General features: G+C 65.6%; 26 protein-coding genes and 1 pseudogene. 12 read left to right on the plus strand and 15 right to left on the minus strand.

The features are described 5' to 3' along the window. Positions 1-18 precede the first annotated feature (18 nt). The 4 genes and pseudogenes from CSW57_RS04595 to CSW57_RS04610 form a co-directional block, all read right to left on the minus strand. Positions 19-246: a 4Fe-4S dicluster domain-containing protein gene (locus CSW57_RS04595; protein ID WP_023962513.1), complete on the minus strand. Its 228-nt coding sequence runs from the start codon at positions 244-246 to the stop codon at positions 19-21. Positions 247-251: 5 nt separating this feature from the next. Further along, entirely contained in the window at positions 252-992 is a 741-nt protein-coding gene (locus tag CSW57_RS04600; protein ID WP_223249027.1) for a GntR family transcriptional regulator, read from the minus strand. 169 nt (positions 993-1161) lie between these two features. Next, positions 1162-1827, minus strand: a complete 666-nt coding sequence (locus CSW57_RS04605; RefSeq protein WP_143696476.1) for a DUF998 domain-containing protein — start codon at positions 1825-1827, stop codon at positions 1162-1164. 65 nt (positions 1828-1892) lie between these two features. Further along, positions 1893-2273, minus strand: a pseudogene (locus tag CSW57_RS04610) (SDR family NAD(P)-dependent oxidoreductase); the annotation flags it as partial. 127 nt (positions 2274-2400) lie between these two features. Here CSW57_RS04610 and CSW57_RS04615 point away from each other — a divergent pair. The 3 genes from CSW57_RS04615 (at position 2401) to CSW57_RS04625 (ending at position 4082) form a co-directional block, all read left to right on the plus strand. Then, positions 2401-2682 (plus strand): DUF3253 domain-containing protein, encoded by a 282-nt coding sequence (locus CSW57_RS04615; RefSeq protein ID WP_099381621.1) that lies wholly within the window; start codon positions 2401-2403, stop codon positions 2680-2682. A gap of 84 nt (positions 2683-2766) precedes the next feature. Further along, positions 2767-3354, plus strand: a complete 588-nt coding sequence (locus CSW57_RS04620) for a carboxymuconolactone decarboxylase family protein (protein ID WP_099381622.1) — start codon at positions 2767-2769, stop codon at positions 3352-3354. A 68-nt stretch (positions 3355-3422) separates the two neighbouring features. Continuing rightward, a complete protein-coding gene (locus tag CSW57_RS04625) occupies positions 3423-4082 on the plus strand; it encodes a response regulator transcription factor (protein ID WP_099382049.1) in 660 nt (219 codons plus the stop codon). Positions 4083-4117: 35 nt separating this feature from the next. Here CSW57_RS04625 and CSW57_RS04630 read toward each other — a convergent pair whose 3' ends face one another. Beyond that, positions 4118-4486, minus strand: coding sequence for a response regulator (locus CSW57_RS04630; protein ID WP_223249029.1), 369 nt, complete (start codon positions 4484-4486; stop codon positions 4118-4120). Between the two features lie 171 nt (positions 4487-4657). Between CSW57_RS04630 and CSW57_RS04635 the strand changes: the two genes are divergently transcribed. From CSW57_RS04635 to CSW57_RS04655, 5 genes are all read left to right on the plus strand, one after another. Then, the gene (locus tag CSW57_RS04635) at positions 4658-6517 is read left to right on the plus strand and encodes a sensor histidine kinase (protein ID WP_223249030.1); all 1860 of its coding nucleotides are present in this window, start codon (positions 4658-4660) and stop codon (positions 6515-6517) included. Positions 6518-6664: 147 nt separating this feature from the next. Beyond that, the gene (locus tag CSW57_RS04640) at positions 6665-7486 is read left to right on the plus strand and encodes an alpha/beta fold hydrolase (protein ID WP_099381623.1); all 822 of its coding nucleotides are present in this window, start codon (positions 6665-6667) and stop codon (positions 7484-7486) included. Between the two features lie 108 nt (positions 7487-7594). Beyond that, a complete protein-coding gene (locus CSW57_RS04645; protein WP_223249031.1) occupies positions 7595-9304 on the plus strand; it encodes an MFS transporter in 1710 nt (569 codons plus the stop codon). Further along, positions 9301-10425 (plus strand): FO synthase, encoded by a 1125-nt coding sequence (locus tag CSW57_RS04650; RefSeq protein ID WP_189339129.1) that lies wholly within the window; start codon positions 9301-9303, stop codon positions 10423-10425. The genes CSW57_RS04645 and CSW57_RS04650 overlap by 4 nt, the downstream gene beginning before the upstream one ends. Further along, positions 10422-11927 (plus strand): flavin-containing monooxygenase, encoded by a 1506-nt coding sequence (locus CSW57_RS04655; RefSeq protein ID WP_099381625.1) that lies wholly within the window; start codon positions 10422-10424, stop codon positions 11925-11927. Before CSW57_RS04650 ends, CSW57_RS04655 begins: the two co-directional genes overlap by 4 nt. Positions 11928-11935: 8 nt before the next feature. Here the strand turns inward: CSW57_RS04655 and sigJ are convergent, their stop codons facing one another. Both sigJ and CSW57_RS04665 read right to left on the minus strand, forming a co-directional pair. Further along, the gene (gene sigJ, locus CSW57_RS04660) at positions 11936-12853 is read right to left on the minus strand and encodes an RNA polymerase sigma factor SigJ (RefSeq protein WP_099381626.1); all 918 of its coding nucleotides are present in this window, start codon (positions 12851-12853) and stop codon (positions 11936-11938) included. 31 nt (positions 12854-12884) lie between these two features. Continuing rightward, positions 12885-13463 (minus strand): TerD family protein, encoded by a 579-nt coding sequence (locus CSW57_RS04665; protein ID WP_099381627.1) that lies wholly within the window; start codon positions 13461-13463, stop codon positions 12885-12887. Positions 13464-13658: 195 nt separating this feature from the next. Here CSW57_RS04665 and CSW57_RS04670 point away from each other — a divergent pair, with 195 nt between their 5' ends. After that, the gene (locus CSW57_RS04670; RefSeq protein WP_099381628.1) at positions 13659-14978 is read left to right on the plus strand and encodes an HNH endonuclease signature motif containing protein; all 1320 of its coding nucleotides are present in this window, start codon (positions 13659-13661) and stop codon (positions 14976-14978) included. On the opposite strand, the gene CSW57_RS04675 is transcribed toward CSW57_RS04670, so the two are convergent. The 5 genes from CSW57_RS04675 to CSW57_RS04695 are packed head-to-tail and all read right to left on the minus strand — an operon-like array spanning position 14975 to position 19232. Then, the gene (locus CSW57_RS04675) at positions 14975-15763 is read right to left on the minus strand and encodes a putative hydro-lyase (RefSeq protein ID WP_099381629.1); all 789 of its coding nucleotides are present in this window, start codon (positions 15761-15763) and stop codon (positions 14975-14977) included. The genes CSW57_RS04670 and CSW57_RS04675 overlap by 4 nt on opposite strands. Before the next feature lie 28 nt (positions 15764-15791). After that, entirely contained in the window at positions 15792-16667 is an 876-nt protein-coding gene (locus CSW57_RS04680) for a biotin-dependent carboxyltransferase family protein (protein WP_099381630.1), read from the minus strand. After that, the gene (pxpB, locus tag CSW57_RS04685; RefSeq protein ID WP_099381631.1) at positions 16664-17275 is read right to left on the minus strand and encodes a 5-oxoprolinase subunit PxpB; all 612 of its coding nucleotides are present in this window, start codon (positions 17273-17275) and stop codon (positions 16664-16666) included. The genes CSW57_RS04680 and pxpB overlap by 4 nt, the downstream gene beginning before the upstream one ends. After that, positions 17272-18030, minus strand: a complete 759-nt coding sequence (locus CSW57_RS04690) for a LamB/YcsF family protein (RefSeq protein WP_099381632.1) — start codon at positions 18028-18030, stop codon at positions 17272-17274. Before CSW57_RS04690 ends, pxpB begins: the two co-directional genes overlap by 4 nt. Then, on the minus strand, positions 18027-19232 hold the full coding sequence (locus tag CSW57_RS04695) for an NRAMP family divalent metal transporter (RefSeq protein WP_099381633.1): 1206 nt from the start codon (positions 19230-19232) through the stop codon (positions 18027-18029). The genes CSW57_RS04690 and CSW57_RS04695 overlap by 4 nt, the downstream gene beginning before the upstream one ends. A gap of 148 nt (positions 19233-19380) precedes the next feature. On the opposite strand from CSW57_RS04695, the gene CSW57_RS04700 reads away from it, so the two are divergent. Then, on the plus strand, positions 19381-20073 hold the full coding sequence (locus CSW57_RS04700) for a GntR family transcriptional regulator (protein ID WP_099381634.1): 693 nt from the start codon (positions 19381-19383) through the stop codon (positions 20071-20073). 7 nt (positions 20074-20080) lie between these two features. Here the strand turns inward: CSW57_RS04700 and CSW57_RS04705 are convergent, their stop codons facing one another. Then, entirely contained in the window at positions 20081-20287 is a 207-nt protein-coding gene (locus CSW57_RS04705) for a DUF2510 domain-containing protein (protein ID WP_099381635.1), read from the minus strand. A 170-nt stretch (positions 20288-20457) separates the two neighbouring features. Here CSW57_RS04705 and CSW57_RS04710 point away from each other — a divergent pair, with 170 nt between their 5' ends. After that, positions 20458-20877 (plus strand): CoA-binding protein, encoded by a 420-nt coding sequence (locus tag CSW57_RS04710; protein ID WP_099381636.1) that lies wholly within the window; start codon positions 20458-20460, stop codon positions 20875-20877. A 12-nt stretch (positions 20878-20889) separates the two neighbouring features. Here CSW57_RS04710 and CSW57_RS24650 read toward each other — a convergent pair whose 3' ends face one another. Further along, positions 20890-21945: a hypothetical protein gene (locus CSW57_RS24650; protein WP_223249032.1), complete on the minus strand. Its 1056-nt coding sequence runs from the start codon at positions 21943-21945 to the stop codon at positions 20890-20892. Between the two features lie 93 nt (positions 21946-22038). On the opposite strand from CSW57_RS24650, the gene CSW57_RS24655 reads away from it, so the two are divergent. After that, positions 22039-22791 carry an alpha/beta fold hydrolase gene (locus tag CSW57_RS24655; protein ID WP_223249033.1) on the plus strand — a complete coding sequence of 251 codons (753 nt, stop codon included), beginning with the start codon at positions 22039-22041 and terminating at the stop codon, positions 22789-22791. A gap of 24 nt (positions 22792-22815) precedes the next feature. Here the strand turns inward: CSW57_RS24655 and CSW57_RS04725 are convergent, their stop codons facing one another. Continuing rightward, positions 22816-23430 carry a TetR/AcrR family transcriptional regulator gene (locus CSW57_RS04725; protein WP_143696478.1) on the minus strand — a complete coding sequence of 205 codons (615 nt, stop codon included), beginning with the start codon at positions 23428-23430 and terminating at the stop codon, positions 22816-22818. Positions 23431-23484 lie beyond the last annotated feature (54 nt).

Here is a 23484-nt window from a genome sequence, read left to right on the forward strand (position 1 = left end):
GGGCTGGTGGGGAATGATTCAGCGGAGCAGGTACGGCATGTTCACGGTGACCGCTCCGGTGGGGCACCGGACCGCACAGGGGCCGCAGTACCAGCATTCGTCGACGTGCATGAAGGCCTTACCGCTCTCGGGATTGATGGCCAGTGAATCGAGGGGACACACCTCGACGCAGAGCGTGCAGCCCGTGATGCACAGGGATTCGTCGATGGTGACCGGGACGTCGGCTCGGGCGTTGACTTGGCTCACGGGTATTACTCCTGTGTTCGGCGGGCTGTGCTGCGCAGGCAGACTCGGTCGTTGCGCATTCGGATGTATTCGAGATCGACGGGTCGGTCTCCGGCTTGTAGGTGGGTGAGTCGTTCGAGCAGCAACATGGCTGCGCCCGAGGCGATCTCGAGATGGGCCGCAGAGTGTGGGTCGGCGTTCACCGCTTCGACGGTCATCGTGGCGCGGCCCAGCCTTTCGCCCGCGATCTGCTCGAGCAAGGCAAAGACGTCGTTGTGTTCCAGATCGTGCTGGATCAGCGGGATGCCCAGGTCGGGGACGAGATAGGTGACGTCGAGGCTGATGGGTTCGTCATCGAGGAACCGCAGCCGTTCGATGTAAACGGCCTGCTCACCGCCGTCGAGTGCCAATTTGCGTGCCACGGCGCGGGGAGGGTCCACCAAGGTCGCCACCTTGACGGTGTTGCGGACCTCGCCGTGCATGAGGAACGTCTCCTTGAGTCCTTGCAGGGCGTCCAGACCGTGTTCGAGTTGTCGCGCCACCACATGGGTGCCGACACGAGGAGAGCGTTCGATGAGTCCTTCGTCGCGCAGGATGGTCAAGGCATCGCGGATGGTGTTGCGAGATACGCCGAAGTCGGCGATGAGGGTGGGTTCATCAAGCGATCCTGCGACGTCTCCGTCGTGGACCTGGCGTCGCAGAACATCGGCGACCATGCGTGCGTTGTCGGCACGCAATCGCGTGCCGCCAGGTGGCCTCATCTGCATGAATGGCACCATAACGCCCGTTTTTCGGGGTCCGGCCGGGCCGAATGCGCCGCGGCGAGCGGCCGTTCGGAATGCGCCAGGCGCCGTCCGGTCGACTGCGCCGTGACCTGGGCTGCTGCGGCGCCGAGGGGCCAATTCGCCACCTGGGCGAGCCGGCCGGGGATTTAAATCAGCGGGGTGTAAACGTTTCGGTGGGAGTGGTCCGCGGGCCGTTCAACCCGCTCGAACCTGCCCTGACCTGCGTTCCCCGGCGCCGCAGATCGATGGCCACCACCAGAGGCCACAGCATCTCGGCGGTGAAGTTGACCCGTTCGGCGAGCCCCAGCAGGTCGCCTCCGCCGGTCTCCAGAACCGTCCACCCCAGTACGGCCCACAGGATGAGCGAGGCCGTCGTCGCCACGGCCGGTCGAATGGTCAGGGCGGCAGACGGCGCGCGCGAGATCGCCAGCAGAGGCCACAGACAGAACAGGACCGCTGAACCTCCGGCCGCGAGGAGATGGAACGTGGGGGCGACGTCCACCGGTGACAACGCCACGGCGATCCCACACGCGCCTGCCCCCGCCAACGCGATCCGCGCCCGTTTCCTGATGCCGGTCAGGCCAGCGCTCGTAACGATCTGGCATGCCCCGCTCAGGGCGATCCCGACAGCCATCACCCAGCCGCCGCCGGGGATCGTCGCCAGGTCGCTGAGCGTCTGTTTCATGGCGTCGTACTTCTCGGTGATGATCATCGCGGCGATCACAGACGAGCCGATCAACACGACGGGAGCAGCGGCGGCGCTCATCAGTGCCCAGAGCGGTACGGCCGATCGTGGTACTCGCGGCGGTGCCGGCACCTGTTCGCCTTCCTGCGTTCACAGGTCCAGGGCTCTCACCTCGCACCCACCAACCCCGACACCGGCTACCAGCGTACGGGCCCGGCCGCGTCGATGAAGGTGCCCGACTCGGCGTCGTCGGGAAGCGTCGCCGCACGCAGCACAACGGCTGCCGCCTCGTCCGCGGTCAACGGCGCCTGTACCCGGTTGCCGGGGGCGAGGTCGGTCTGCACATGACCCGGGCACACCGACGTGACCTTGACGGTGGTGCCGGCGAGCATCTTCGCCAGCCCGATGGTGATGCTGTTCACCGCCGCCTTGGACGCCTGATAAGCAGGAACGACCATCGAATAGTACTGCGACTGAACATCTTTCTGATCCGCCAAGGAGCCCATGGTGCTCGATACGTTGACGATGCGGCCGCCGGCACTACGCCAGATGAGCGGCAGCATCGCCTCGACCACATCGAGGACGCCAAGGGTAGCGCGACATCAGTTCATCTCACGACCGCTCGGGGGTGCTGGCGGAAATCGGACCTTGCGTGAAAAAAGGGCGGACGTTGACGGTCGGCCGCGGCGACGGGAAGCTGGACAGATGGCCAACACGAACGGCGGGGTGCCGGACGGTACCGATGACGCTTCCCTCACGGCGAAGATCCGCGACCTGCTGAGCGCGAGGTCGCCGGAGTCGAGTATCTGCCCGTCGGACGTCGCGCGGGCAGTTGCGCCGGATGACTGGCGCCCTCTCATGGAACCGGTGCGTACGGTCGCGCGCCAGATGATGGCGGACGGCGAAGTCCAGATCACCCAGGGTGGTGACGTGGTCGACGATCCGGCGAACGTCCGAGGTCCCATTCGCATTCGCTGGACTCGCTGAGCCTGCCTGTCACATTTTGTCGAGCTGCTTCGTCCTCCAGATAGGGGCGCACGGTGCGCTCGTCTGAAACAGGAGGTTCCTCGCGTGGCACGTATTCCAGCAGTCAACCCCGACGACGCCGATCTGATGGTCAAAGGGGCGTATCGGTACGCGGCCCGGAGGTTCGGCTCGGTGCCCGAACCATTTGCCGTGACCGCCCATCACCGAGGTCTGTTCCTGGCCTCGGCGATGCATGAGACGGCCGTGGAGAAGGCGTCGACAGTGTTGTCGCCGAACATCCGGGAGATCGCGGTGTTCCGTACGGCCTGGACGATCGGGTGCTCGTGGTGCGTCGACTTCGGCACCATGCTGCAACGTCTGCATGACCTCGACATCGACCGCCTGCGCGACATCGCCGACTATCAGAGCTCCCCGCATTACAGCGACGACGAACGGGCGGCGATCGCCTATTCGGATGCGATCACCGCCACGCCGACCACGGTCACCGACGAGCAGGTGGCCGATCTGCGTGAGCGTTTCGGCGACGCCGGTGTGGTGGAGCTGACCTACCAGATCGGGCTGGAGAATCAGCGGGCGCGGATGTATTCGGCGCTCGGTATCACCGACCAGGGCTTCTCGACCGACTCCTGCCGGGTGCCGTGGGCCGATCCCGACTCAGCTGTGTCGGGCTGACCGCGCCGACCGTCTCACCGACCGGGCACACTGGTACCGCAGGTGACGCGATCTACGAAGGGACTCACATGTCGGCCGGTTTGTCCGTGGTGATCGCCGACGATGATGTGTTGCTCCGGGCAGGCCTGTCGAGCCTGCTGACACAGGCAGGGCTCGACGTGGTCGGCCAGGCCGGTGATGCCGATGAACTGCTGACACTGGTGCGGGCAGAACCGCCACAACTTGCCATCATCGACATCCGGATGCCACCGTCGCACACCTCGGAGGGCCTCGACGCCGCGCTGCAGATCCGCAAGGAGTTCCCTTCGGTGTCGATGCTCCTGTTGTCGGCCCATGTGGAGGTCGACCACGCGCTCGAGTTGCTCGACGGTGGCCGGGGGATCGGCTATCTGCTCAAGAGCCGGGTCACCGACGTCACCGATTTCGTTGACACCGTGGGTCGAATCGCGAACGGCGCGTCGGTGATCGACCCCGCTCTGGTGCACGAGCTGGTGGCCGCGCGCCGGCGCGATGATCCGCTCGGCGCCCTCAGCGCACGGGAACGAGATGTGTTGACGTTGATGGCAGAAGGACTGTCCAACGCCGGCATCGGACGCAGGCTGTGGATCACCGAGGGCACCGTGGAAAAACACGTACGCAGCATCCTGACCAAGCTCGACCTCGCCGATACAGCCGACGACCACCGGCGGGTCCGGGCAGTGATCATGTATCTCGATGCGATGAGCTGATCACCCACGGGCGCAAGGAATTTGCTGACCTGCCGTCAGCTCAGAATGCGCATGATCGACTCGGCGGACAGTTCGAACTTCGGCAGGAACCCGATCGCCGAGCTCGCCTCCACCATGTCGACGAAGTCCTCTTCGTCGTGGGTTGACACCAGGATCACGGCGGGCGCCGGATCGGGCCGTGTCTCCAGTAGAGCCTCCACCACGTCGAAGCCGCTCTCGCCGCCGAGGTCGATGTCCACCAAGATCAGGTCGGGCCGGGTATCGGCAGCCGTCTGTACCGCCGCGGCAAGTGTTGCGGCGGTCCCGACAACCGTCATGCCGGCAGCCTCCAACGACCTCTGCGCGGCGGCGCAGAAGGCGACGCTGTCATCGACGATGAGGCAGCGATGGTCGGAGGGCTTCACCTGTTCGAGAGTGTCAGACGGACGCGCGCAGGGCATTCCCGCTAGCAGGAACATCTCGCCGCGGAATGCGGCGGGGGCCGCGGTAGCCGACGACGAGCCACTCGGCCGACAACGGCACTATCATCGCCGTGTGCTCGGACGAACAAGCAGGCTGCGCCGCAGGTCTGCGCGATGATCTCTGCGGCTCGGTCAGGAACAGAGTTCAGTACCGATCGTGGTTCTTGGCGCGACAGGCTCGCCACCACGGTGCTTCGGCCCAGCGCTCCACCTCTGGGGTGGGGCGTCGCGATCGCGTGCGGCTTCATCGCCATCGAGATGCTCGTGGTGCATCTGCTCGAACAGATCGCCCCCAATTCCGCGTTCGGCGCGGTCTTCCTGTTCGGTGTCCTGGTTGTGTCGGCTGGATGGGGTTTCGGCCTCGCGCTTGTCACATCGGTCGCCAGCGCGACGGCTTACGCGTACGTGCATGTTTCGGAGAACAGCGAGAGCCTGGTTCCCGCCGTGGTGGTGTTCTCGACGCTGGCAATACTGACCAATGTGCTGGTGGGCCAGTCCCGGCTTCGCGCAGTCGAATCCGATCAACGCCGGCGGGAAGCCGACCTGCTGGCCGCGTTTGCACGCACCATGCTGCGTGAGTCGATGTCGCCGGAGATGTTCGAAAAGGCCAGTTCTCGGCTGTCCGATGTGCTCGAGCTGCCGCCGCCACACGCGGTGCTCGGGCCTGCGGACACGGCCCCGGCGCCGGATCAGCAGCGGATCCTGTTGCGCGACAATGAAATGCATCTTGGCGCGTTACTGGTACCCGCCACGCTCGATGCTGCCGACGCACGCCGTGTCCGGCGAATCGTGCCGGCACTCGAAGCGTTGCTGGCCGCCGCACGAGACCGGGAACAACTTCACGAACAGACAGCCAGACTGGCCCGCCAGCAGGCCGCGCTGCGCAGGGTGGCCACCCTGGTGGCCCTGCGTGTGGAGCCCGACGACGTGTATCCGGCCGTCGCGCGGGAACTCGGGTCCGGGCTTGGTGCCGGGCACGTGTCGGTGGTGCGATTCGAGGACGGGCACGGTGTTGTGCTGGCCGCCTGGGACGACGAGCGCAACGAGAACCGTCTCATTCCCGGTGAGCGGCTCGAACTGGGTGGCAACAACATTTGCACCACTGTTCTGACCACCGGGGAACCAGCGGCGATCGACTACACCGCGGCCACCGGGCCGATTGCCGATCGCATGCACCAGCGGGGCCTGGTCTGCGGGCTCGGCGTGCCGATCATCATCGACGGCGACGTCTGGGGCGCAGTGGTGGTCGCGTCGTCAGGCCGTGCACCCGAACTCGAGATCCAGACCCGGATGACCGATTTCGCCGACCTGGTGGCCACCGCGGTCTACAACTGCGAGACCCGAGCCCAACTGACCCAGTCGCGTGCACGTGTCATCGCGGCGGCCGACCAGGCGCGACGCACCATAGAACGCGACCTCCACGACGGTGCCCAGCAACGCATCGTCTCCCTGGGCATGGAGCTGCGGGCCGCGCAGGCCGCCATCCCCCCGGACCGGGAGGACCTACGACTTCGCCTGGACCGCAGCGTCGATGCGCTCACGCACGTGCACACCGATCTGCAGGAACTGTCGCGCGGCATCCACCCTGCGATCCTCTCTCGGGGTGGGCTCGGGCCGGCACTCAAGACCCTCGCCCGCCGGTCGCCGGTACCGGTGTCCCTGTCCATCGACATCCCCTGGAGACTGCCGGATCCGGTGGAAGTTGCCGCCTACTACGTCGTGGCAGAGGCGTTGACCAACACCGCGAAGTACGCCGACGCCTCCGAGATCACGATCACTGCGGCGATCACCGATGACGTTCTCGACCTCACCGTGTGCGACGACGGAGACGGTGGGGCAGACACCGGCGCGGGATCAGGTCTGATCGGCCTGCAGGATCGAATCGAAGCCGTCGGAGGAACATTCACCGTGTCGAGTCCGGCGGGTGAGGGAACGACCCTCACCGTGCGGATACCCGTCGAACGCGACGACTGACACCTGAGGTCTGGTACCCACTACCTGCTAGCCGGTAGTGGCACCTCCCGTCACCATCCCCCGGCTGTGGACGCCAGCAGCGTCGACACGGCTGCCGCGGTGGACGAAAGTTGATGTCACCACGTCGAAGCGACCACAGGAGACACCATGCCGTACATCACCACCACCGACGGAACCGAGATCTACTACACCGAGCAGGGCAGCGGCCAGCCGGTCATCCTGAGCCACGGATGGCCGCTGTCGTCAGACGCCTGGCAGCTCGAACTCAAGGTGCTCGCCGACGCCGGCTACCGAGCAATCGCCCACGATCGTCGCGGCCACGGCCGGTCGTCGAAGACTTACCAGGGCAACGACATGGACACCTACGCCAAGGATCTCTCCGAGCTCGTCGAGGCACTCGATCTGCGCGACCTGGTTGTGATCGGGCACTCCACCGGTGGTGGCGAAGTGGTCCGCTACGCCGCCCAGCATGGCGGAGACCGGGTCGCCAAGGTGATCACGGCCGGCGCCGTCCCGCCGGTCATGCTCAAATCCGACACCAACCCCGAGGGCACTCCGATCGAGGCTCTCGACGACATCCGCAACGGTGTACTCAACGATCGCTCGCAGTTCTACAAGGACCTGTCCGAGCCGTTCTTCGGTGCAAACCGCGACGACGCCAACGTTTCCCAGGGCGCAAAAGACGACTTCTGGCGTCAGGGCATGCTGGTGAACCTCGCCGCCGCCTACGACTGCGTCAAGGCCTTCTCCGAGACCGACTTCACCGAGGATCTCAAGGCACTGAACGTGCCCATCTTCATCGCTCACGGCGGCGACGATCAGATCGTGCCGATCGCCGCAGCTGCCGAGAAGACCATCGACCTCGTCAAGGACGGCACCTTGAAGGTCTACCCGGGCGCCCCGCACGGCATCTACGGGGAGTACCAGAAGGCCCTGGACGCCGACATCCTCGAGTTCATCGCCAAGTAGCAGCCTCCTGCGACCAGCGCACCGCCCCCGGTCGACCGTAACCGGGGGCGGTGCGCCCACGTGCGTAGACATCCACCATTGATCAGTGAGTCCGAGAAGATGAGCGCTGTGACCACCTCTGTGGAGCCAACGCCCCAGGTGTCCGCATGGGCGCCGTTGCGCAACAAGATCTATCGATATCTGTTCATCGCTCAGCTCGTCTCGAACATCGGTCTGTGGATGCAGACCGTCGGGGCCCAGTGGTTCCTGGTGGAACATGGCAGCAGCGCCACCATCGTCGCGCTCGTCCAGACTGCAAGTCTGCTGCCGACGCTGTTCTTGGCCTTGCCCGCCGGTGGACTCGCCGATCTCCTGGATCGCAGGCGCCTGCTGATCGCGGTCAGTACCTACACCGCGGTCGCTGCGGGGGTCAACACATTCCTGGCCTGGACCGATGTGCTGACGCCCGTGATGCTGCTGGCGATGACGTTCCTGCTCGGATGTGGCGCGGCACTGTCGGCTCCGGCGTGGCAGGCCATCCAGCCGGAACTCGTTCCACGCGAACAGATCCCAGCGGCTTCCTCGTTGGGCAGTGTCACCGTGAACGCGGCCCGAGCGGTGGGTCCGGCGATCGGCGGAGTGGTGGTGGCCGCGGCCGGGCCGGCCGCGGTGTTCGCGATCAATGCCGTGTCGTTCCTGGCGATCATCGGTGCGCTGATGTGGTGGCGGCGACCCCCCGACGCCCCAGGTGTTGACCGTGAGCGGCTCGGACGGTCGCTGGTGACCGGTCTGCACTATGTGCACGCAGCACCCATCGTTCGCCGGATCATGTTGCGATCGGCGGTCTTCGCCTTCCCGGCGTCTGCCCTCTGGGCTCTGCTGCCGCTGGCGTCGAGTGAGCATCTTCATTTCGGGGCATCGGGTTACGGCCTGGTGCTGGGCATGCTCGGTGTCGGGGCGGTGGCGGGTGTCGCGATCTACCCGCGGATGCGGAAGAAGTTGTCGCCCAACGCCTTGCTGGCGGCTTCGGCGATCGCGTACGGGGTGGGAGTGGTCGCGGTCGGCGTGTTGCCGGTGTGGGCGGTGCTGCCGCTGCTGCTGGTGGCCGGAGCTGCCTGGATCGCAACTCTCACCACGCTCAACGCAGCGATCCAGTTGTCGCTGTCGCACTGGGTACGGGCCCGCGGGATGTCGATCTACCTGCTCGTGTTCATGGGATCGCAGGCACTCGGATCATTTGTGTGGGGTGTGGTCGCGTCCCACACGAGCTTTGTCACGGCATTGCTCATCTCGGCGGTCCTGCTCGTCGCCGCTGCGGCCAGCGTCACGGTGATACCGCTGCGGCCCGAGACGGGGACACTACCGCGAGGTGTGTCCACAGCGTGGCCCACTCCGATGGTGGTGTTCGGACCCGAACCCGATGACGGCCCTGTTGTCGTCTCGGTGACCTATCGCGTGCGGCCCGCAGAGCTGGACCAGTTCGATCAGGCGATGGTCGCCGTGGGGAAGGCGCGGCGGCGGACCGGCGGATACTCGTGGGGCCTGTACCGCCATGGCACCGACTCAGACCTGCGGGTGGAACAGTTCACCGTTCCCTCGTGGAGTGATCACAAGCGGCAGACCACCGAGCGATGGACGGACTCGGACCACCAACTGATCACCGCGGCGTTGTCGCACACGGTGGCCGGCGTACCCGAGGACGAACGTCAGCTGTTCGCGGTCGGGCCCCGGACCGGCCGACTTCCCGGGCGGGCTGGACAGCACACGGGCCAGGTCGGCGAACCGAACGGTACCGCTGAAAGGGCGGAGTTGCGGCACGGTTCTACAGTCAAGGGATGAAGTTGCGATCGTCATGGGCCGCCGACCACCACATGCCGCCGGCTGTGGTGCAACCGGTCCTGCGACGGTTGGCTCGCGATCCCGGCTCGATCGACGACCTGGAGTGGAGCTATCTCCTGCAGGCCGACGGTCCTGACCTGGACGAACTGTGTGCGTTGGCCGATGCCGCCCGGCGTGAGACCACTGGTGATGACCTCACCTTTGTCGCCAACCGTAACTTCGAGACGGCAGCCGTGCTGGCCGACGGTGGCGGTGTGAGCCTGGAAGACCTCGTCGCGGAGGCCTGGGAACTCGGCGCGACCGAGATCTGCCTTCAGGGTCCGGTTCCGGCGACCGAGCCCGCCACCGAATACTTGGAGCTGATCAAGCGGATCAAAGCGGTCGCGCCCGAGATCCATCTCCACGCCTACCGCGCAACAGAGGTGTTCGACGCCGCGACCCGCCTCGACGTCACCGCCGAAGAATTCCTCCGGTCGGCCCGCGCGGCAGGCCTCGACACCGTGCCCGGCACTGCCGCGCAGGTACTCGACGACCACGTGCGCCGCGCCCTCTCGCCCGACGGCCGCGGGCTGTCGGTCGCCGCGTGGGTGGACACGATCATCACCGCCCACCAGGCGGGTCTGAAATCGACCGCGACGATGCTCTACGGGCACGTCGAGGACCCGATTCACCAGGTGGCCCACCTGCGTCTGCTGGCCGACATCCAGCACCGCACGTCCGGCTTCACCGAACTCATCCTCATGCCGATGCTCCCCGAGAACGCCCCACCCCACGTCCGGGACCAAGCGGTTCAGGGCCCCACGCTCCGCGAGACCCGCGCGGTGCATGCGGTGGCACGACTGATGCTGCTGGGCACCATCGACCACGTACAGGCGGCGTGGACCAAGCTCGACGCCGACGCGCTGCGTGCCGTGCTCCACGGTGGTGCCGACGATGTCGGCGGTGTCCTGATGGACGGAACGCTACGGCCCGACGCCGGGCCCGAGAGTGGCAGACAGCTCTTGCCCGACGACGTGACGGCGTTGGGCATCGAGCTCGGCCGCACACCGCGTCAGCGCACCACCCTGTATGAGGACCCTCCCGCAGAGCGGGTCGAAGTGTTGCGACGGGTCTTCGCGTGACCTCACCGTCCTCCTTGCCACACTGCGTCGACGTGGCGATCGTCGGTGCCGGGTTCGCGGGACTCGGCCTGGGTATCCGGCTGGCTCGAGCCGACCGGGAGAGCTTTGTCATCCTCGAACGCGGCGATTCGGTGGGTGGCACGTGGCGGGACAACCATTACCCGGGCGTCGCATGCGACGTACCCGCACATGTCTACTCCTATTCGTTCCGGCCTCCCGGGGACTGGACCTCGCTCTTCGCGTCGGGGCCGGAGATCCACGACTACCTGACCCGTGCGGTGGACGAGGAGGGGCTGACGCCGCACCTGCATCTGAACACCGATGTGGCACAGGCCCGATGGCTTCCGGATCAGCTCTGCTGGCTGGTGGCGACCAACGCGGGCGAGATGCGGGCCCGCGTGCTCGTCGTGGCGGTCGGCCGGTTGGCCGATCCGCTCATGCCCGAGGTCAGCGGCTCGGACACATTCTCCGGCAAGGTTTTTCATACCGCCCAGTGGGATGACGAAGCTCCGATCGACGGCGCGCGCGTCGGCATCGTGGGCACCGGGGCATCGGCGGTTCAACTCACGCCACACCTCGCGGAACGCGCCGGACAGCTGGTGGTCTTCTCGCGCAGCGCGCCCTATGTGGTGCCGCGAGGTAATCGGGAATACAGCGAACCCGAGCGGGTGCAACTGCAGGTGAAGGCCAACGCAGACCGCCTGAGGGAAGAGCTCTTCACCGAGGCCGACAAAGCATTCGCGCAGCGTCGCGGGCTCCGACCGGACATCGATGAGATCCGGGCCCGAGCGTTGGGACATCTGACTGCCCAGATCGGCGATCCGGATCTCCGACGGGCTCTGACGCCGGACTATGAAATCGGTTGCAAGCGAATACTTCTCAGTGACGAGTTCTACCCGGCGCTGACGAGGCCGTCGGTGACGCTGGAACCCTCTGCGCTCGCGGCGTTCGACGGTGACTCGGTGGTCGCGGCCAGCGGGCGTTCTTACGATCTCGACGTCGTGGTCATGGCCACCGGATTCGAGGCTGCCAGGCCCGCGTTCGCCGAGAGGGTCGCGGGTATGGGCGGTGAACTGCTCTCCGACCATTGGGGCGAGGGGATGGTGTCGTACGCGTCCACCGCCGTCAGTGGCTTCCCGAACATGTTCGTATTGGACGGCCCCAACGCCGCTCTTGGGCACAACTCCGCGATCTACATGATCGAGACGCAGATCGACTACGTCCTGGGCGCCCTGGACCACCTGTGGCGCAACAGTGGGCTGGCGCTCGAGGTGTCGGCGGATGCCGAGCGCGACTACACGCGGGAGATCGACGAGCGTAGTGCGTCAACGGTATGGCTCAGTGGTTGTAGCAGTTGGTATCTCGACCCCCAGAGCGGGCGGTTGACCTTGCTGTGGCCTGGTACCGGTCGCTCGTTCCGGGAACGCAACGGCACCTTCGATCCGCAGCGCTACGAGAAGGTCAGCGCCGTTGGTGTGGGCCAGGAGTGCCGGGTTTCCTGACGCTGTATTCACCGGTCGGATGAGCGCACGTCCGGTACCGCCTTCAGCTTCGCGGGGTCGGCGATGTCGTAGATGGCCGCCACACGGCCATCGCGGACCACGAAGCAGCTGGCGCGAGCCGGGAATGCGCGACGGTCACCGGCAGCGTCCCATCCGGCGCTGTACGCGCCGAGTTCGCCGTTGACGAGCACCGGGATCTGCTCGGACAGGAACGACTCGCCGTACCGTCGGACCAGACCCAGCAGGAAACGCGCGACGCCGTCCGCACCGTGGATGGGCTTGACGGCCGTGGGCGTGGTGCGGTTCGCATCACCGACGATCATGGCGTCCGGATCCAGAGCCGCCACAACGGAATCGACGTCTTTCGAGGCCAGCGCCACAACGAGGCGTTGCACCGCCTCTACTTGCTCGGCTTCGGGCACCGGCGCCGGCACTCCCGCGACGATTCTCCTGGCACGTGAGGCCATTTGGCGGGCCGAGGCCGCGTTCACACCCAGGAGATCACCGATCTCGGCGAACGGCACCCCGAAACCGTCATGCATCACGAATGCCACCCGCATCGGGGGAGTCAGGGTCTCGAGCACCACCATCGCGGCGTATCGGCTGTCCTCCGAGGCGAGCACCTCCTGTAGTGGATCTTGTGAATCGCCGGACGGTAGCGCGGTGACCACGGGCTCGGGAAGCCATTGGCCCACATACTGTTCTCGTCGAACCGCTGCCGACCGGAGCCGGTCGAGGCAGATGCGCCCGACCACGGTGGTCAGCCAGGCGCCAAGGTCGTTGATCGAGTCGACGTCGACGTCGGCCAGACGCAGCCACGATTCCTGCACGGCGTCCTCGGCGTCCGTGATACTCCCGGTGATCCGGTATCCCACCGCGAGCAGGCGAGCGCGTTGATCCTGGAATTGATCCGCGAGACTCGGCATGGGGTGATCGTAGGCGGACGCCGGCCGGTTCTCAGCCGATGTTGACCCCGTAGTCGCGGGCGATACCGGCGAGCCCTGATGCGTATCCCTGGCCTACTGCCCGGAACTTCCACTCGCCGCCGCGACGGTAGATCTCGCCGAACACCATGGCGGTCTCGGTCGATGCGTCCTCACTCAGGTCATAGCGCGCGAGTTCCCGTCCGTCGGCCTGGTTGACCACCCGGATGAACGCGCCATGCACCTGGCCGAAGCTTTGACCGTGGACATCGGCCTCGTGGATGGTGACCGGAAAGATGATGGAGTCGACGTCCGGCGACAGGGCCTTCAGATCGACGGTAATCGTCTCGTCGTCGCCCTCGCCCTCACCGGTGCGATTGTCTCCGGTGTGTTCGATGGCTCCGTCGGGGGAACGCAGGTTGTTGTAGAACACAAAAAACGAATCGTTCAGCACGCGTCGGTTCGCGTTGATCGCAAGGGCACTTGCATCGAGGTCGTAGTCGGCGCCGGTGGTGGACCGGACATCCCATCCGAGTCCGACGCTCACCGCGGTCAGATTCGGTGCTTCCTTGCTCAGCGAGACGTTTCCGCCTTTGGCCAGGCTCACAGACATGGGCATCCTCCTTGGAGTGGAATCTTTGGCTTGCAAACCATCCCCTCCAAGAGTACCGAACTGAGTGCACACAAGTCGTGATGTGATGGCCGGATGTGACGTCTGGGCTGGACTTGTGTGCAACGGTGCCCGCGAGAGTGTCTGCGCCAGAACGTGATCGACGAGATTGTCAGACCCCTAGTTTAGAATGGGGTCATGTTGTTGGTCGAGGGGGGAACTCGAGCCATACAGTTGGCCGAGGATTTGAGAACTGTTCCGCGTGAGGTGAATCGGCGGTTCGCGCGCACAATCGCTGACGTGGTCGAGCTGGCGACGCTGCGGGTGCACGAAGAACTGGCCGTGTCAGGGGACCTGAACAAGGCCGGCCGCATACCGGTTGTTGAGGTGTCCCTGCTGCTTGACATCTCACGCACGATGGCTGGGGTCTACATCGACAATGGCCTGCAACTCCGTGATCGCTTCCACGGGACACGTGCGGCGTTCGAAGAAGGCGACATCGGGTTCGCTCATGTACGCGAGATCGTCACCGCCCTACAAGGCGTGAGCGACGAATTGATCACCCAACTCGAACCCGACGCGATAGTGGTTGCACAACAGGGACTCTCACGCGCCGTCCTGCGCAACGAACTGGACCGGATGGTGATTGCTGCCGATCCCGACGGGGCGGCAGAACGTCGCAAGGCGATGGAACCGCACCGCGACTACCGCTCTTCCCGCGACCTCAACGGCCTCGCCCACATCTCCGCGACCATCACCGCAGCCGAAGCCGCCGAAATCGACGCGCGGATCAACGCGGTCGCGGGCACGGTTTGCGCCCAGGACCGTCGGCAACCCAGCCAGCGACGGGCCGACGCCTTTGTCGCCGTCGTGCGCGGCCATCAACACCTCGACTGCGCCTGCGAACGAGACGAGTGCCCCGAGAAGCACCGCGAACCCCTAGCCGCACCACCGAAGCCGATGGTGAAGATCCACACCGACGCCGCCACACTGGCCGGCCTGATCGGGCAGGTGCCCACCATCGACGGATACGGTGTGATCGACCCCGCCCTCGCACGCGAACTCGCTGCCGATGCAACCTGGCAGGGCTTGTTCCGAGAAGCCGACCAATTCGCCCGAGGCCGACACCGGCGACCCGGCATCACCGCCCCACCATCGGGGCTGCTGCCACCCGACGGCCACGGCGGTCTCACCGAACCACCACCAGGCGCGTTGACCTATCAACCGTCACAGGCGCTGCGCGAGATGATCATCGCCCGCGACGGCACCTGCCGAACTCCCGGATGCTCCACCCCGGCATCAGAGTGCGAGATCGACCACATCATCCCGTTCAACCATGCCGGCCCCCGATCGGGTGGTTGGACGGTCGAAGAAAACCTCGCCCCCATCTGCCGCCCTGACCACAAACGCAAAACCCTCGGCTACTGGATCGCCCGCATGCACTCAGACCGAACCATCACGTGGACAACTCAATACGGACAGACCTACGTCACCCGCCCGCATGGTCTGGGCCGCTAGGGCACGAGGTACTGGCTGTCGCGCACGTCGGTGATCACCATGTGACCCGGTGCATGACCAATCGCCAATGCAGGCCGCGACTCCATCACCGCGGCCTGCGGGGTGACGCCGCATCCCCAGAACACCGGTATCTCGCCCCGGCGGATGTCCACAGCCTCGCCGAAGTCGGGCCGGTCGATGTCGTAGATGCCGAGTACGGCGGGGTCGCCGATATGAAGCGGAGCGCCGTGAACCGCGGGATACCGCGACGTCACCCGTACCGCAGTTGCGACCAACTCCGTTGGTACCGGTCGCATCGACACGACTAGCGGACCCGATAGACCGCCGGCCGGGCGGCAACGCTGAGAGGTCTTGTACATCGGCACATTTGATCCCTGTTCGATGTGTCGCACGGGTACGCCGGCCTCGATCAAGGCAGCCTCGAACGTGAAGCTGCACCCGATCAAGAACGAGACCAGATCATTGCGCCACCACGACGTGACGTCCGTTGCCTCATCGACGAGATCGCCGTTCTCGTAGATCCGGTAGAGCGGCACATCCGTGCGGATGTCGCCGTCCTCACCCAACATCGGTCCGGTCACCTCGCCGGCATCCAACACATCGAGGACCGGGCACGACTTCGGATTGCGTTGCGCGAACAGCAAGAAGTCGTAGGCGTCGGCGCGCGGAAGGGTCAAGAGGTTCGCCTGCGTGTATCCGGGAGCCCAGCCTGCGGTGGGGGTGATCAAGCCCGCTCGGAACAATTCTCGGGCCGCCGACGGGGTGGTGGCTGTGGGCAATGTCATCGAGAGCTCCTATCGGGCGAACACATGGTCATCGGGCCCAGCGGAGGCGCACCGACTGGCCGGGACGAATCTGGGCGGCCCGGTCGACGTCTTCATCGATCAACACGGCGACCACGGGATAGCCGCCGGTGACCGGATGATCGGCGAGGAAGACCACCGGCTGACCGCTCGGAGGTACCTGAATCGCCCCCCGCACCATGCCCTCGCTGGGCAATTGACGATCGGGATCGCGGTGGTTCAGGCCAGGCGCGTTGCCGCTCAACCGCATTCCCACTCGATCGCTGTGGTTGGATGCCTGCCACGCCACCCGAACCAGATCGTCGGCGTCCAGGACCCATCCGTCGCGTGGACCGCGGATGGCGCGCAGTGCCACGTCTCCGGAGGCCGGCGCCGCGACGGGGGCGACGTCGAGGTCCGGTAGTTCGCCGGGCCGGGGTCCGATCTTCAACACCGTTCCGACGACCATCGGATCTGGCCCGAGTCCTGACATCGTGTCGGTACTACACGAACCCAACGTGGGCGTCGCCGCGATGCCCCCGCGGACGGCCACGTACGCACGTAGTCCGGCACGTGCCATACCGAGCGACACCGAACCCCCCGAATGCACCAAGAACGGGGCATTGACCCCGGCCGGGCGAGGACCGGAACCGTTGTCCACCAACACATCGACATCGGCACCGGTGACCGCCAGCCACACCTCACCCGTTGCTCGAAGCGACAGCCCGCCAAGGGTCACTTCGAGTGTTGCAGCGTCTTCCGGGTTGGACAGCAGCCGATTGGCAAGACGGTGCGACCGCCGATCAGCTGCACCGGAGCGGCTCACTCCGAGCGAGGCGAGCCCGGGCCGGCCACCATCTTGAATGGTGGTGAGCGGCCCCGTGGCCAACACCTCGAGCGCACTCACGAGCCGCTCCGGAATCGTACGAGGGTGCCCGGCTGAAGCAATGCGGGTGGGTTACGGTCCACATCCCACATCCGTAGGTCGGTGTGCCCGAGTAATTGCCAACCCCCAGGGGACTGTCGTGGGTAGATGCCACTGAACTCACCGGCGAGTCCGACGGAGCCCGCCGGAACCTTGGTCCGGGCTTCGTCGCGGCGCGGGACCTGTAGGCGTGGGTCGCCTCCGATGAGGTAGGCGAACCCCGGTGCGAACCCGCCGAACGCCACCTGCCACGGGGTACCGGTGTGTGCGGTGACCACCTCCTCGGAGGTCATGCCGGTCAGGCGAGCGACCTCGTTCAGATCGGGTCCGTCGTAGATCACTGGCACGTCGATGGTGGGGCCGTCCCGACGAGCTTTCTCGGGCGCCGGAACGAGGCGTTCGAGAGCAGTGCGCAGCGCACCAGTTCTACCTGGGCCATCTGCGGTCACCAGAACCGTTTTGGCGCCGGGGACCACGTCCACGACGCCGGGCAACTCTGCTTCGTTGATGGCGACCGTCCAGCCGATCGCCTCTTCGGTGGTATCCGCCTCGATGAGCAGAGACCGATCACCGTACGTCAGGACCGTCATGAGAAAGGCTTCACCTCAACGCCATTCGCACCGAGGATGTCCCGGACGGCGCGGGCCATCTCGACCGCGGCAGGGGAGTCCCCGTGCACGCACACCGAATCCACGTCGAGCTTCACGGTGGAACCGTCGACGGCCTCGACCTCCCCGTCGGACACCATCCGAAGTACCCGCTCGGCCACCGCGTCGGGATCGTGCAGGACCGCGCCGGGTTCACGCCGCGACACGAGCGTCGCCGATGGGGTGTAACCGCGATCTGCGAATGCCTCGCGGATCACTCGCAGCCCGCGTCGTTCCGCCAGCTCGAGTAGCCGCGAGCCCGGTAGCCCGAGGATCGCCAGCTCCGGATCGACCGCGGCCACCGCATCAACGACGGCGGTAGCGTGTTCTTCGTGATGAACCGCTGTGTTGTACAGCGCACCATGGGGTTTGACGTAGGTGACCGTGCCGCCGGCGGCTGCGGCAAGTGCCTGCAACCCGCCGATCTGGTACACCACGTCGTCTGTCAATTCGGTCCGCGATGCATCGACGAACCGGCGGCCGAATCCCGCCAGATCCCGATACGCGACCTGGGCGCCTATCCGGACGCCACGCTGCACCGACCACCGCGCGGTGCGTGCGATGGTGCTGGGATCGCCGGCATGGAACCCACACGCGATGTTCGCGCTGGTGACCAAGTCGAGCATGGCCTCGTCGTCGCCGAGTTCCCACCGGCCGAACGATTCGCCGATGTCGCTGTTGAGATCGATGGTGGTCATAGGTCACCGAGTTTGGTCAGTGATTCGTAGCCCAGATACAAGGTGACAAGCCATGCGATGACGCCGATGCTCAACAACCATGTGGGATAACGGTACCCGCCGAGCAGGTCACGGCGACGCCAGGCGACCCAGAGCACGATGGTGAAGCCGATGGGCAAGATGATGCCGTTGAACGCGCCCGCGAAGATCAGCAGCTTCACCGGCGTGGTCTCGATCAACAGATAGATGACCGTGGTGATCGCGATGAATCCGACCGTCAGCAGATTGCGGGTACGAGCTGCGGTGTTGGATGTGGTCAGAAACGACACCGATGTGTACGCCGCTCCGATCACCGACGTGATGCTCGCCGCCCACAGGATCACACCGAACAGGTGCATGCCGACATTGCCGAGCGCCGACTCGAAGGCCGACGCCGTCGGATTGTCCTTGGCCAGAGCCACTCCGCCGGCCGTGACGCCGAGGACGGCAAGGAACAGCAGCACTCGCATCACACCCGTGACGATGACACCCAGGACCGAACTGCGGCTGATCTGCTTGACGTGTTCTGGTCCGGTCATCCCGGTGTCGAGAAGCCGGTGCGCGCCGGCGTAGGTGATGTAGCCGCCGACGGTGCCGCCGATGATGGTGGTGATGACAAGGAAGTCGATCTCCTCGGGAATGACCGTGTTACGCAGTGCTTCGCCCGCGGGAGGCCCGGAAACAATCGCCACGTAGCCGGTCATCAAGATCATTCCGGCACCGAGCACCACCACGATGCGGTCGAGGGCAACACCCGCACGCTTGCTCAGGAAGATGGCGATGGCGATCAACGCGGAGATGGCGCCACCGATCCGTGGTTCGAGTCCGAACATTGCGTCGGTGCCCAGGCCGGTACCGCCGACGTTGCCGATGTTGAACACCAGGCCGCCGAGGAGAACGAGCCCGGCGAGCACGTAACCGGCTCCGGGAAGGACGTCGTTCGCGAGCTCATGGGCACGACGGCCCGCGACCCCGACCACTCGCCAGACATTCAGCTGTACCGCTATGTCGACCAGGATGGACACCAAGATCGCGAAGGCGAATGCCGCGCCGAGCTGCACGGTGAACTGGGTGGTCTGAGTGATGAAGCCGGGCCCGATGGCACTGGTGGCCATGAGGAACATGGCTCCCAGAAGCGCGGCGCGCCCGCCCTTGTTGGCCTCGACGGCAATCGATTCTGCCATGGAGATCTCCTCGTTGTCTGTCGAGCTGTGCCGGCGGCGGTGTGCCTCGACTGCTACTCAGCGTCGCGTCCGATTGTTTCCAGAGCTTTTCTGACTCGATAAGGATTGTTCAACAATCTCACAATCCTGCGTCTCGTACACTCGATTCGTGCAAACGGAATCCGGATTCGACAGCGTTCTCGGCGCGCTCGAAGCCGCTCGCCCCGAGGTTGTCCTGACCTCCTCGGCTGAACGTGCAGCGTCCGTTTTGCGCGCACAGGTCGACGAAGGCCGGCTTCGCTCCGGCGCTCGTCTGCCCGAAGAAGCAATCGCGCGGGCACTGGGCATCTCTCGCAACACCCTGCGCGAGGCGCTGAGCCAATTGATCTCCGAACGCATACTCGAGCGGGTACCCAACAGAGGAGTGTTGATTCGCACGCCCACCGCCGACGACGTGCGCGACGTCTACCGGGCACGTCGGGTGATCGAGACGGGAGCCATCCGGGTAGGTGCCCACGCCAGGCCCCACCACGACGCAATGCGGGCGGCGGTCGCCGAAGGACGAGAGGCTCTGGCGCGCGGTGACGGTGACGGGGTCGCGAGCGCCAATCAGCATTTTCACCGGGCAGTGGTCGCTCAGGCCGGTAGTGCCCGGCTCGATGTGGAGATGAACCTTCTTCTGGCCGAGATGCGCTTGGTCTTCTTTCGTACCGGGTCGGCCCGGCAATTCCACGAACGCTACGTGGACCGCAATGGTGAGATCGCGGATCTACTGTCGTCAGGTGACGTGGAGGCCGCGGCGGTTGCGATGGACACGTATCTGCACGACGCCGAGGCCCACCTGCTGACCCAGTTCGACTAGTGGTCGGTCAGTAGTCGTCTTCCTTGTTCGGCCGCGTCCGGTCGGTCCATCCCGAGCCGTCGTGGTAGCGCTCGATACTGGGGTCGTGCTCATCGGGGTACCAGTCGGCGGGAGTCGGTGGCTTTCTCGCTCGCGCCGCCTGGATCAGCGCGATGATGACGCCCAGTACCACAACGACGATGACTACCACCAGGATGATCTGCCAAGGCTCCATCGTTCGAGTATGTCGTGCCGTGAGGTTTCGTGGGCGAGGTCCCGGACGAGCGCTCACGCGAACCCGCCCGCGCGGGAAGTGTGTTGGGAAGAAACCGATTCGATGACCGGTTTGACCGAAGGAGGCCGGGCGAACGTCGCGGCCGTACCCGCGGACCCTAGGATTTCACCATGTCGAACACCGATGATGTCGTCGAGCAGATCCTGAGCACGTACGACACGATCACCGTGGTCGGTGCCAGCGCCGATCCGGCCAAGGCTGCGCACACCGTGCCCGTCCACATGCAGGACCACGGCTGGCGGATCATCCCGGTGAACCCCAAGGCCGACGAACTCTTCGGCGAACCGGTCTACCGCACTCTTGCCGACGTTCCCGAACAAATCGGGCTCGTCGACGTTTTCCGTCCCTCTGACCAGACGGCCGAGATCGCCCGGCAGGCGGTCGCGGCCGGGGCCACCGCACTATGGCTTCAGCTCGGCATCGCCTCGGCCGAGGCGCGGGAGATCGCCGAGAGTGCGGGCCTGCTGTACGTGGAAGACCGCTGCCTCATTATCGAACAGCGGCGACTGGGTGTGTCGGCGCCACGCTGACCCTTGAGGCGTCTACGAGTAGCGCACGATCCGCGAAAGGCGCTTGGCGTCGGTGAGCATGGTCTCGATGATGGTGCCTGCCACGTTGTCGAACTCCTCGGCCGCGCGGTTCAACCGCTCGGACCCCAACTCGTCCTCGGCCGCGGCGACATATTCGTCCGAATCGTCGTCGACCACAACGCTGATCACCCATTCGAGCTTTGCCAGCTGACGGTCCACCTGCTCTACGCCGGCTCGGTAGCGGGTGAACGCCTCCAGTCGCTGGACGAGCACGCCGAGCCGTTCGTCATGCACCTGCGACCGCGCAGCGTGGATGGCGGTGAGCTCGGGGTCCTCGCCGAGGTCGTCGGGCGGACCGGGCCCGAGTCTGTCGACAGAGGCACGCAAGCGCGCGCAGCTGCGACTGATCTCCGCCACCTCGGCGTCGAGGTCCACCCGGATCATCTTGTCGTCGAGGATGTCGTGCTTCCAGGATCGGCTCTGCTCGATCGCCGTCGCCGTCGAACACGCCAGGTAGGCGAGCTTGCCGATGGGATGCGCCCGCATCTCGTCGATCGTTGTCTGGTCGTGCGGCGACAACGCGGATTGGCGCAGTTGTCGTCGCAGTGGTCGCGGGTAGTTGTTCTCGTCGGAGCGGACGGCCCAATCGTCGATCTGCCCGGAGTCGCGGTCGAGCAGACGATCGATGTCGATGCGGGGCTCGTCGCCCCGCCACGTGTCAACGGCGATGAACGCGAACCGGATGGCAATCGACTCGCCGGGTCGCGTCCCACCTTGGTGGTCGATCCAGTACGGCGTGGCCGTGGTCTTGGCCAGATCGGACAGTCCGTCACCGCCCTCGGGCCGCCGACGAAGGGGTGCAGGCGGGGCGAAATCGGTGATTGCAGGGGACGTCGTTTCGGATTCGCCGGTCGCTTCGACCGGGGGTGGCCCGTGTCGCTCGGACGCCGCGCGGAACCTGGCCGCCCAGTCGATCGACTTGATCCATTCGGTCCCCACCAGCACCAGTGCACTCGTGGCAAAGACCAGCACGAAGCCGATGATCGCCGAGATGTACACCATGCTCACCCATTATCCGCACCGGCGAGACATGGCGCAGGAAACTGGCGGTGCGGTGCGCGTGGCAGGCGCGCTGGTAAGCGTTTGACTACCGTGGCCTTGGTGGACACGCTGACCCGGCCATCCGGTGCCGAATCGATCACCCTCGCGGTGCGAACGTCGGGTCCGGTGACAGATCGGCCGGTGGTGCTGGTGCACGGAATGGGCGGCGATCATCAGACATGGCGCCCGCTGGCCAGACGTTTGCGAGCGCTTGGCCGAACGGTGATCACGTACGACCAGCGTGGTCACGGCAGGAGTTCGCGATCGGGGGACTATCTGCTCGATGACTTCCGCGATGACCTGACCTTTGTGCTCGACGATCTGGGCGTGGGTGAGGTCGATGTGGTCGGCCATTCGCTGGGCGCACACACCGTGGCGAGGATGGCGATGGCCGCGCCCGACCGGATCCGCCGGCTGGTTCTCGAAGAGATTCCGCCCATGCCCCGTGGACAGGCCGACCTGGACGAGAACATCGCCCCGTCGGCGGGTGGGTGGCCTGAACGGCTCCGAGGTGCCTGGTCGTTCGCCCGCTATCCGAGCCCGGTGATCCGATTCGACCACCGGATGCCCCAACTGGTCGCGACCCAGTTCCAGGTGATCGACACCGACTGGTGGGACTCACTGAACGTGATCACCTCGCCCGTACTGGTCATCTCGGGTGGTGATCAAAGCTTCTTGCCGCCCAGGCACCTACGCAGCGTGAGCGAGGCCCTGCCGGACGGGCACTTCACCGCAATCGAGGCCGGCCACAGTGTGCACCGTGATCGCCCGACCGAGTACAACCGTCAGGTGCTCGATTTCCTCGGAGAGTAGCTGCGAGCGTCCACTGCCGGAATGTCATTCGGACAGATGCACGCCCGATCCGATCATCAGCGTTCGAATTCCCTCGGTCACCTCGGTCCTGACGGTGCGTGCGGTCAGGCCGTCTTGTCTGCGTAGCTGGTACCAGGTGTGTACGTCGAGGAGCACCCACAACATGCGTTGCAGGCGTTCTCTCCTGCGGGGGGTGAGCTGGCTCAGGTGGAACTCGAACACCTCAGATATCCACTGGTGGTGCGCTTTTCGGCCCTCGCGTGCAACGTCGGCCAACGCTTGGAACCGATCTGTCTGGGCCAGCATCTTCACCGTGGACTCACCGGACTCCTCGTAGCCGGTGAGAACGGCGTCGACAATGGAACCGATGTCGCCGGCCACGACACCGGACCGAATCTCGTTGACACGTCGGATGAATCGCTCCTCGACCCCGGTGAGGTAGAGGTTGTCCTTGGAGCCGAAGTGGTTGGTGATGGTCTGTCCCGATACCCCTGCCGCGCCGGCGATGTCGGCGACCGTGACGTCGGCATAGCTGCGGGTGCTGAACAGTTCGACCGCGGCGTCGAGGATGTGCTCACGCGTCTGCTGCGCAGCCCGCGCCCGCGCGCCCATTCGGTAACTTCTCTTCGATGCGGTCACAGCACCCACTTTGGTTTGGTATTGACAAAAACGAATATGGGCCCATACTAGCGA

The sequence above is a fragment of the Williamsia muralis genome (assembly GCF_002735905.1).
Taxonomy (GTDB): Bacteria; Actinomycetota; Actinomycetes; order Mycobacteriales; family Mycobacteriaceae; genus Williamsia; species Williamsia muralis_A.

Coding starts and splice junctions, on each gene's coding strand:
- CSW57_RS04600 (WP_223249027.1), bottom strand. CDS start 992: ATGCAGATGAGGCCACCTGGCGGCACGCGATTGCGTGCCGACAACGCA.
- CSW57_RS04615 (WP_099381621.1), top strand. CDS start 2,401: ATGGCCAACACGAACGGCGGGGTGCCGGACGGTACCGATGACGCTTCC.
- CSW57_RS04625 (WP_099382049.1), top strand. CDS start 3,423: ATGTCGGCCGGTTTGTCCGTGGTGATCGCCGACGATGATGTGTTGCTC.
- CSW57_RS04635 (WP_223249030.1), top strand. CDS start 4,658: ATGATCTCTGCGGCTCGGTCAGGAACAGAGTTCAGTACCGATCGTGGT.
- CSW57_RS04640 (WP_099381623.1), top strand. CDS start 6,665: ATGCCGTACATCACCACCACCGACGGAACCGAGATCTACTACACCGAG.
- CSW57_RS04650 (WP_189339129.1), top strand. CDS start 9,301: ATGAAGTTGCGATCGTCATGGGCCGCCGACCACCACATGCCGCCGGCT.
- sigJ (WP_099381626.1), bottom strand. CDS start 12,853: ATGCCGAGTCTCGCGGATCAATTCCAGGATCAACGCGCTCGCCTGCTC.
- CSW57_RS04665 (WP_099381627.1), bottom strand. CDS start 13,463: ATGTCTGTGAGCCTGGCCAAAGGCGGAAACGTCTCGCTGAGCAAGGAA.
- CSW57_RS04670 (WP_099381628.1), top strand. CDS start 13,659: ATGTTGTTGGTCGAGGGGGGAACTCGAGCCATACAGTTGGCCGAGGAT.
- CSW57_RS04675 (WP_099381629.1), bottom strand. CDS start 15,763: ATGACATTGCCCACAGCCACCACCCCGTCGGCGGCCCGAGAATTGTTC.
- pxpB (WP_099381631.1), bottom strand. CDS start 17,275: ATGACGGTCCTGACGTACGGTGATCGGTCTCTGCTCATCGAGGCGGAT.
- CSW57_RS04690 (WP_099381632.1), bottom strand. CDS start 18,030: ATGACCACCATCGATCTCAACAGCGACATCGGCGAATCGTTCGGCCGG.
- CSW57_RS04695 (WP_099381633.1), bottom strand. CDS start 19,232: ATGGCAGAATCGATTGCCGTCGAGGCCAACAAGGGCGGGCGCGCCGCG.
- CSW57_RS04705 (WP_099381635.1), bottom strand. CDS start 20,287: ATGGAGCCTTGGCAGATCATCCTGGTGGTAGTCATCGTCGTTGTGGTA.
- CSW57_RS04710 (WP_099381636.1), top strand. CDS start 20,458: ATGTCGAACACCGATGATGTCGTCGAGCAGATCCTGAGCACGTACGAC.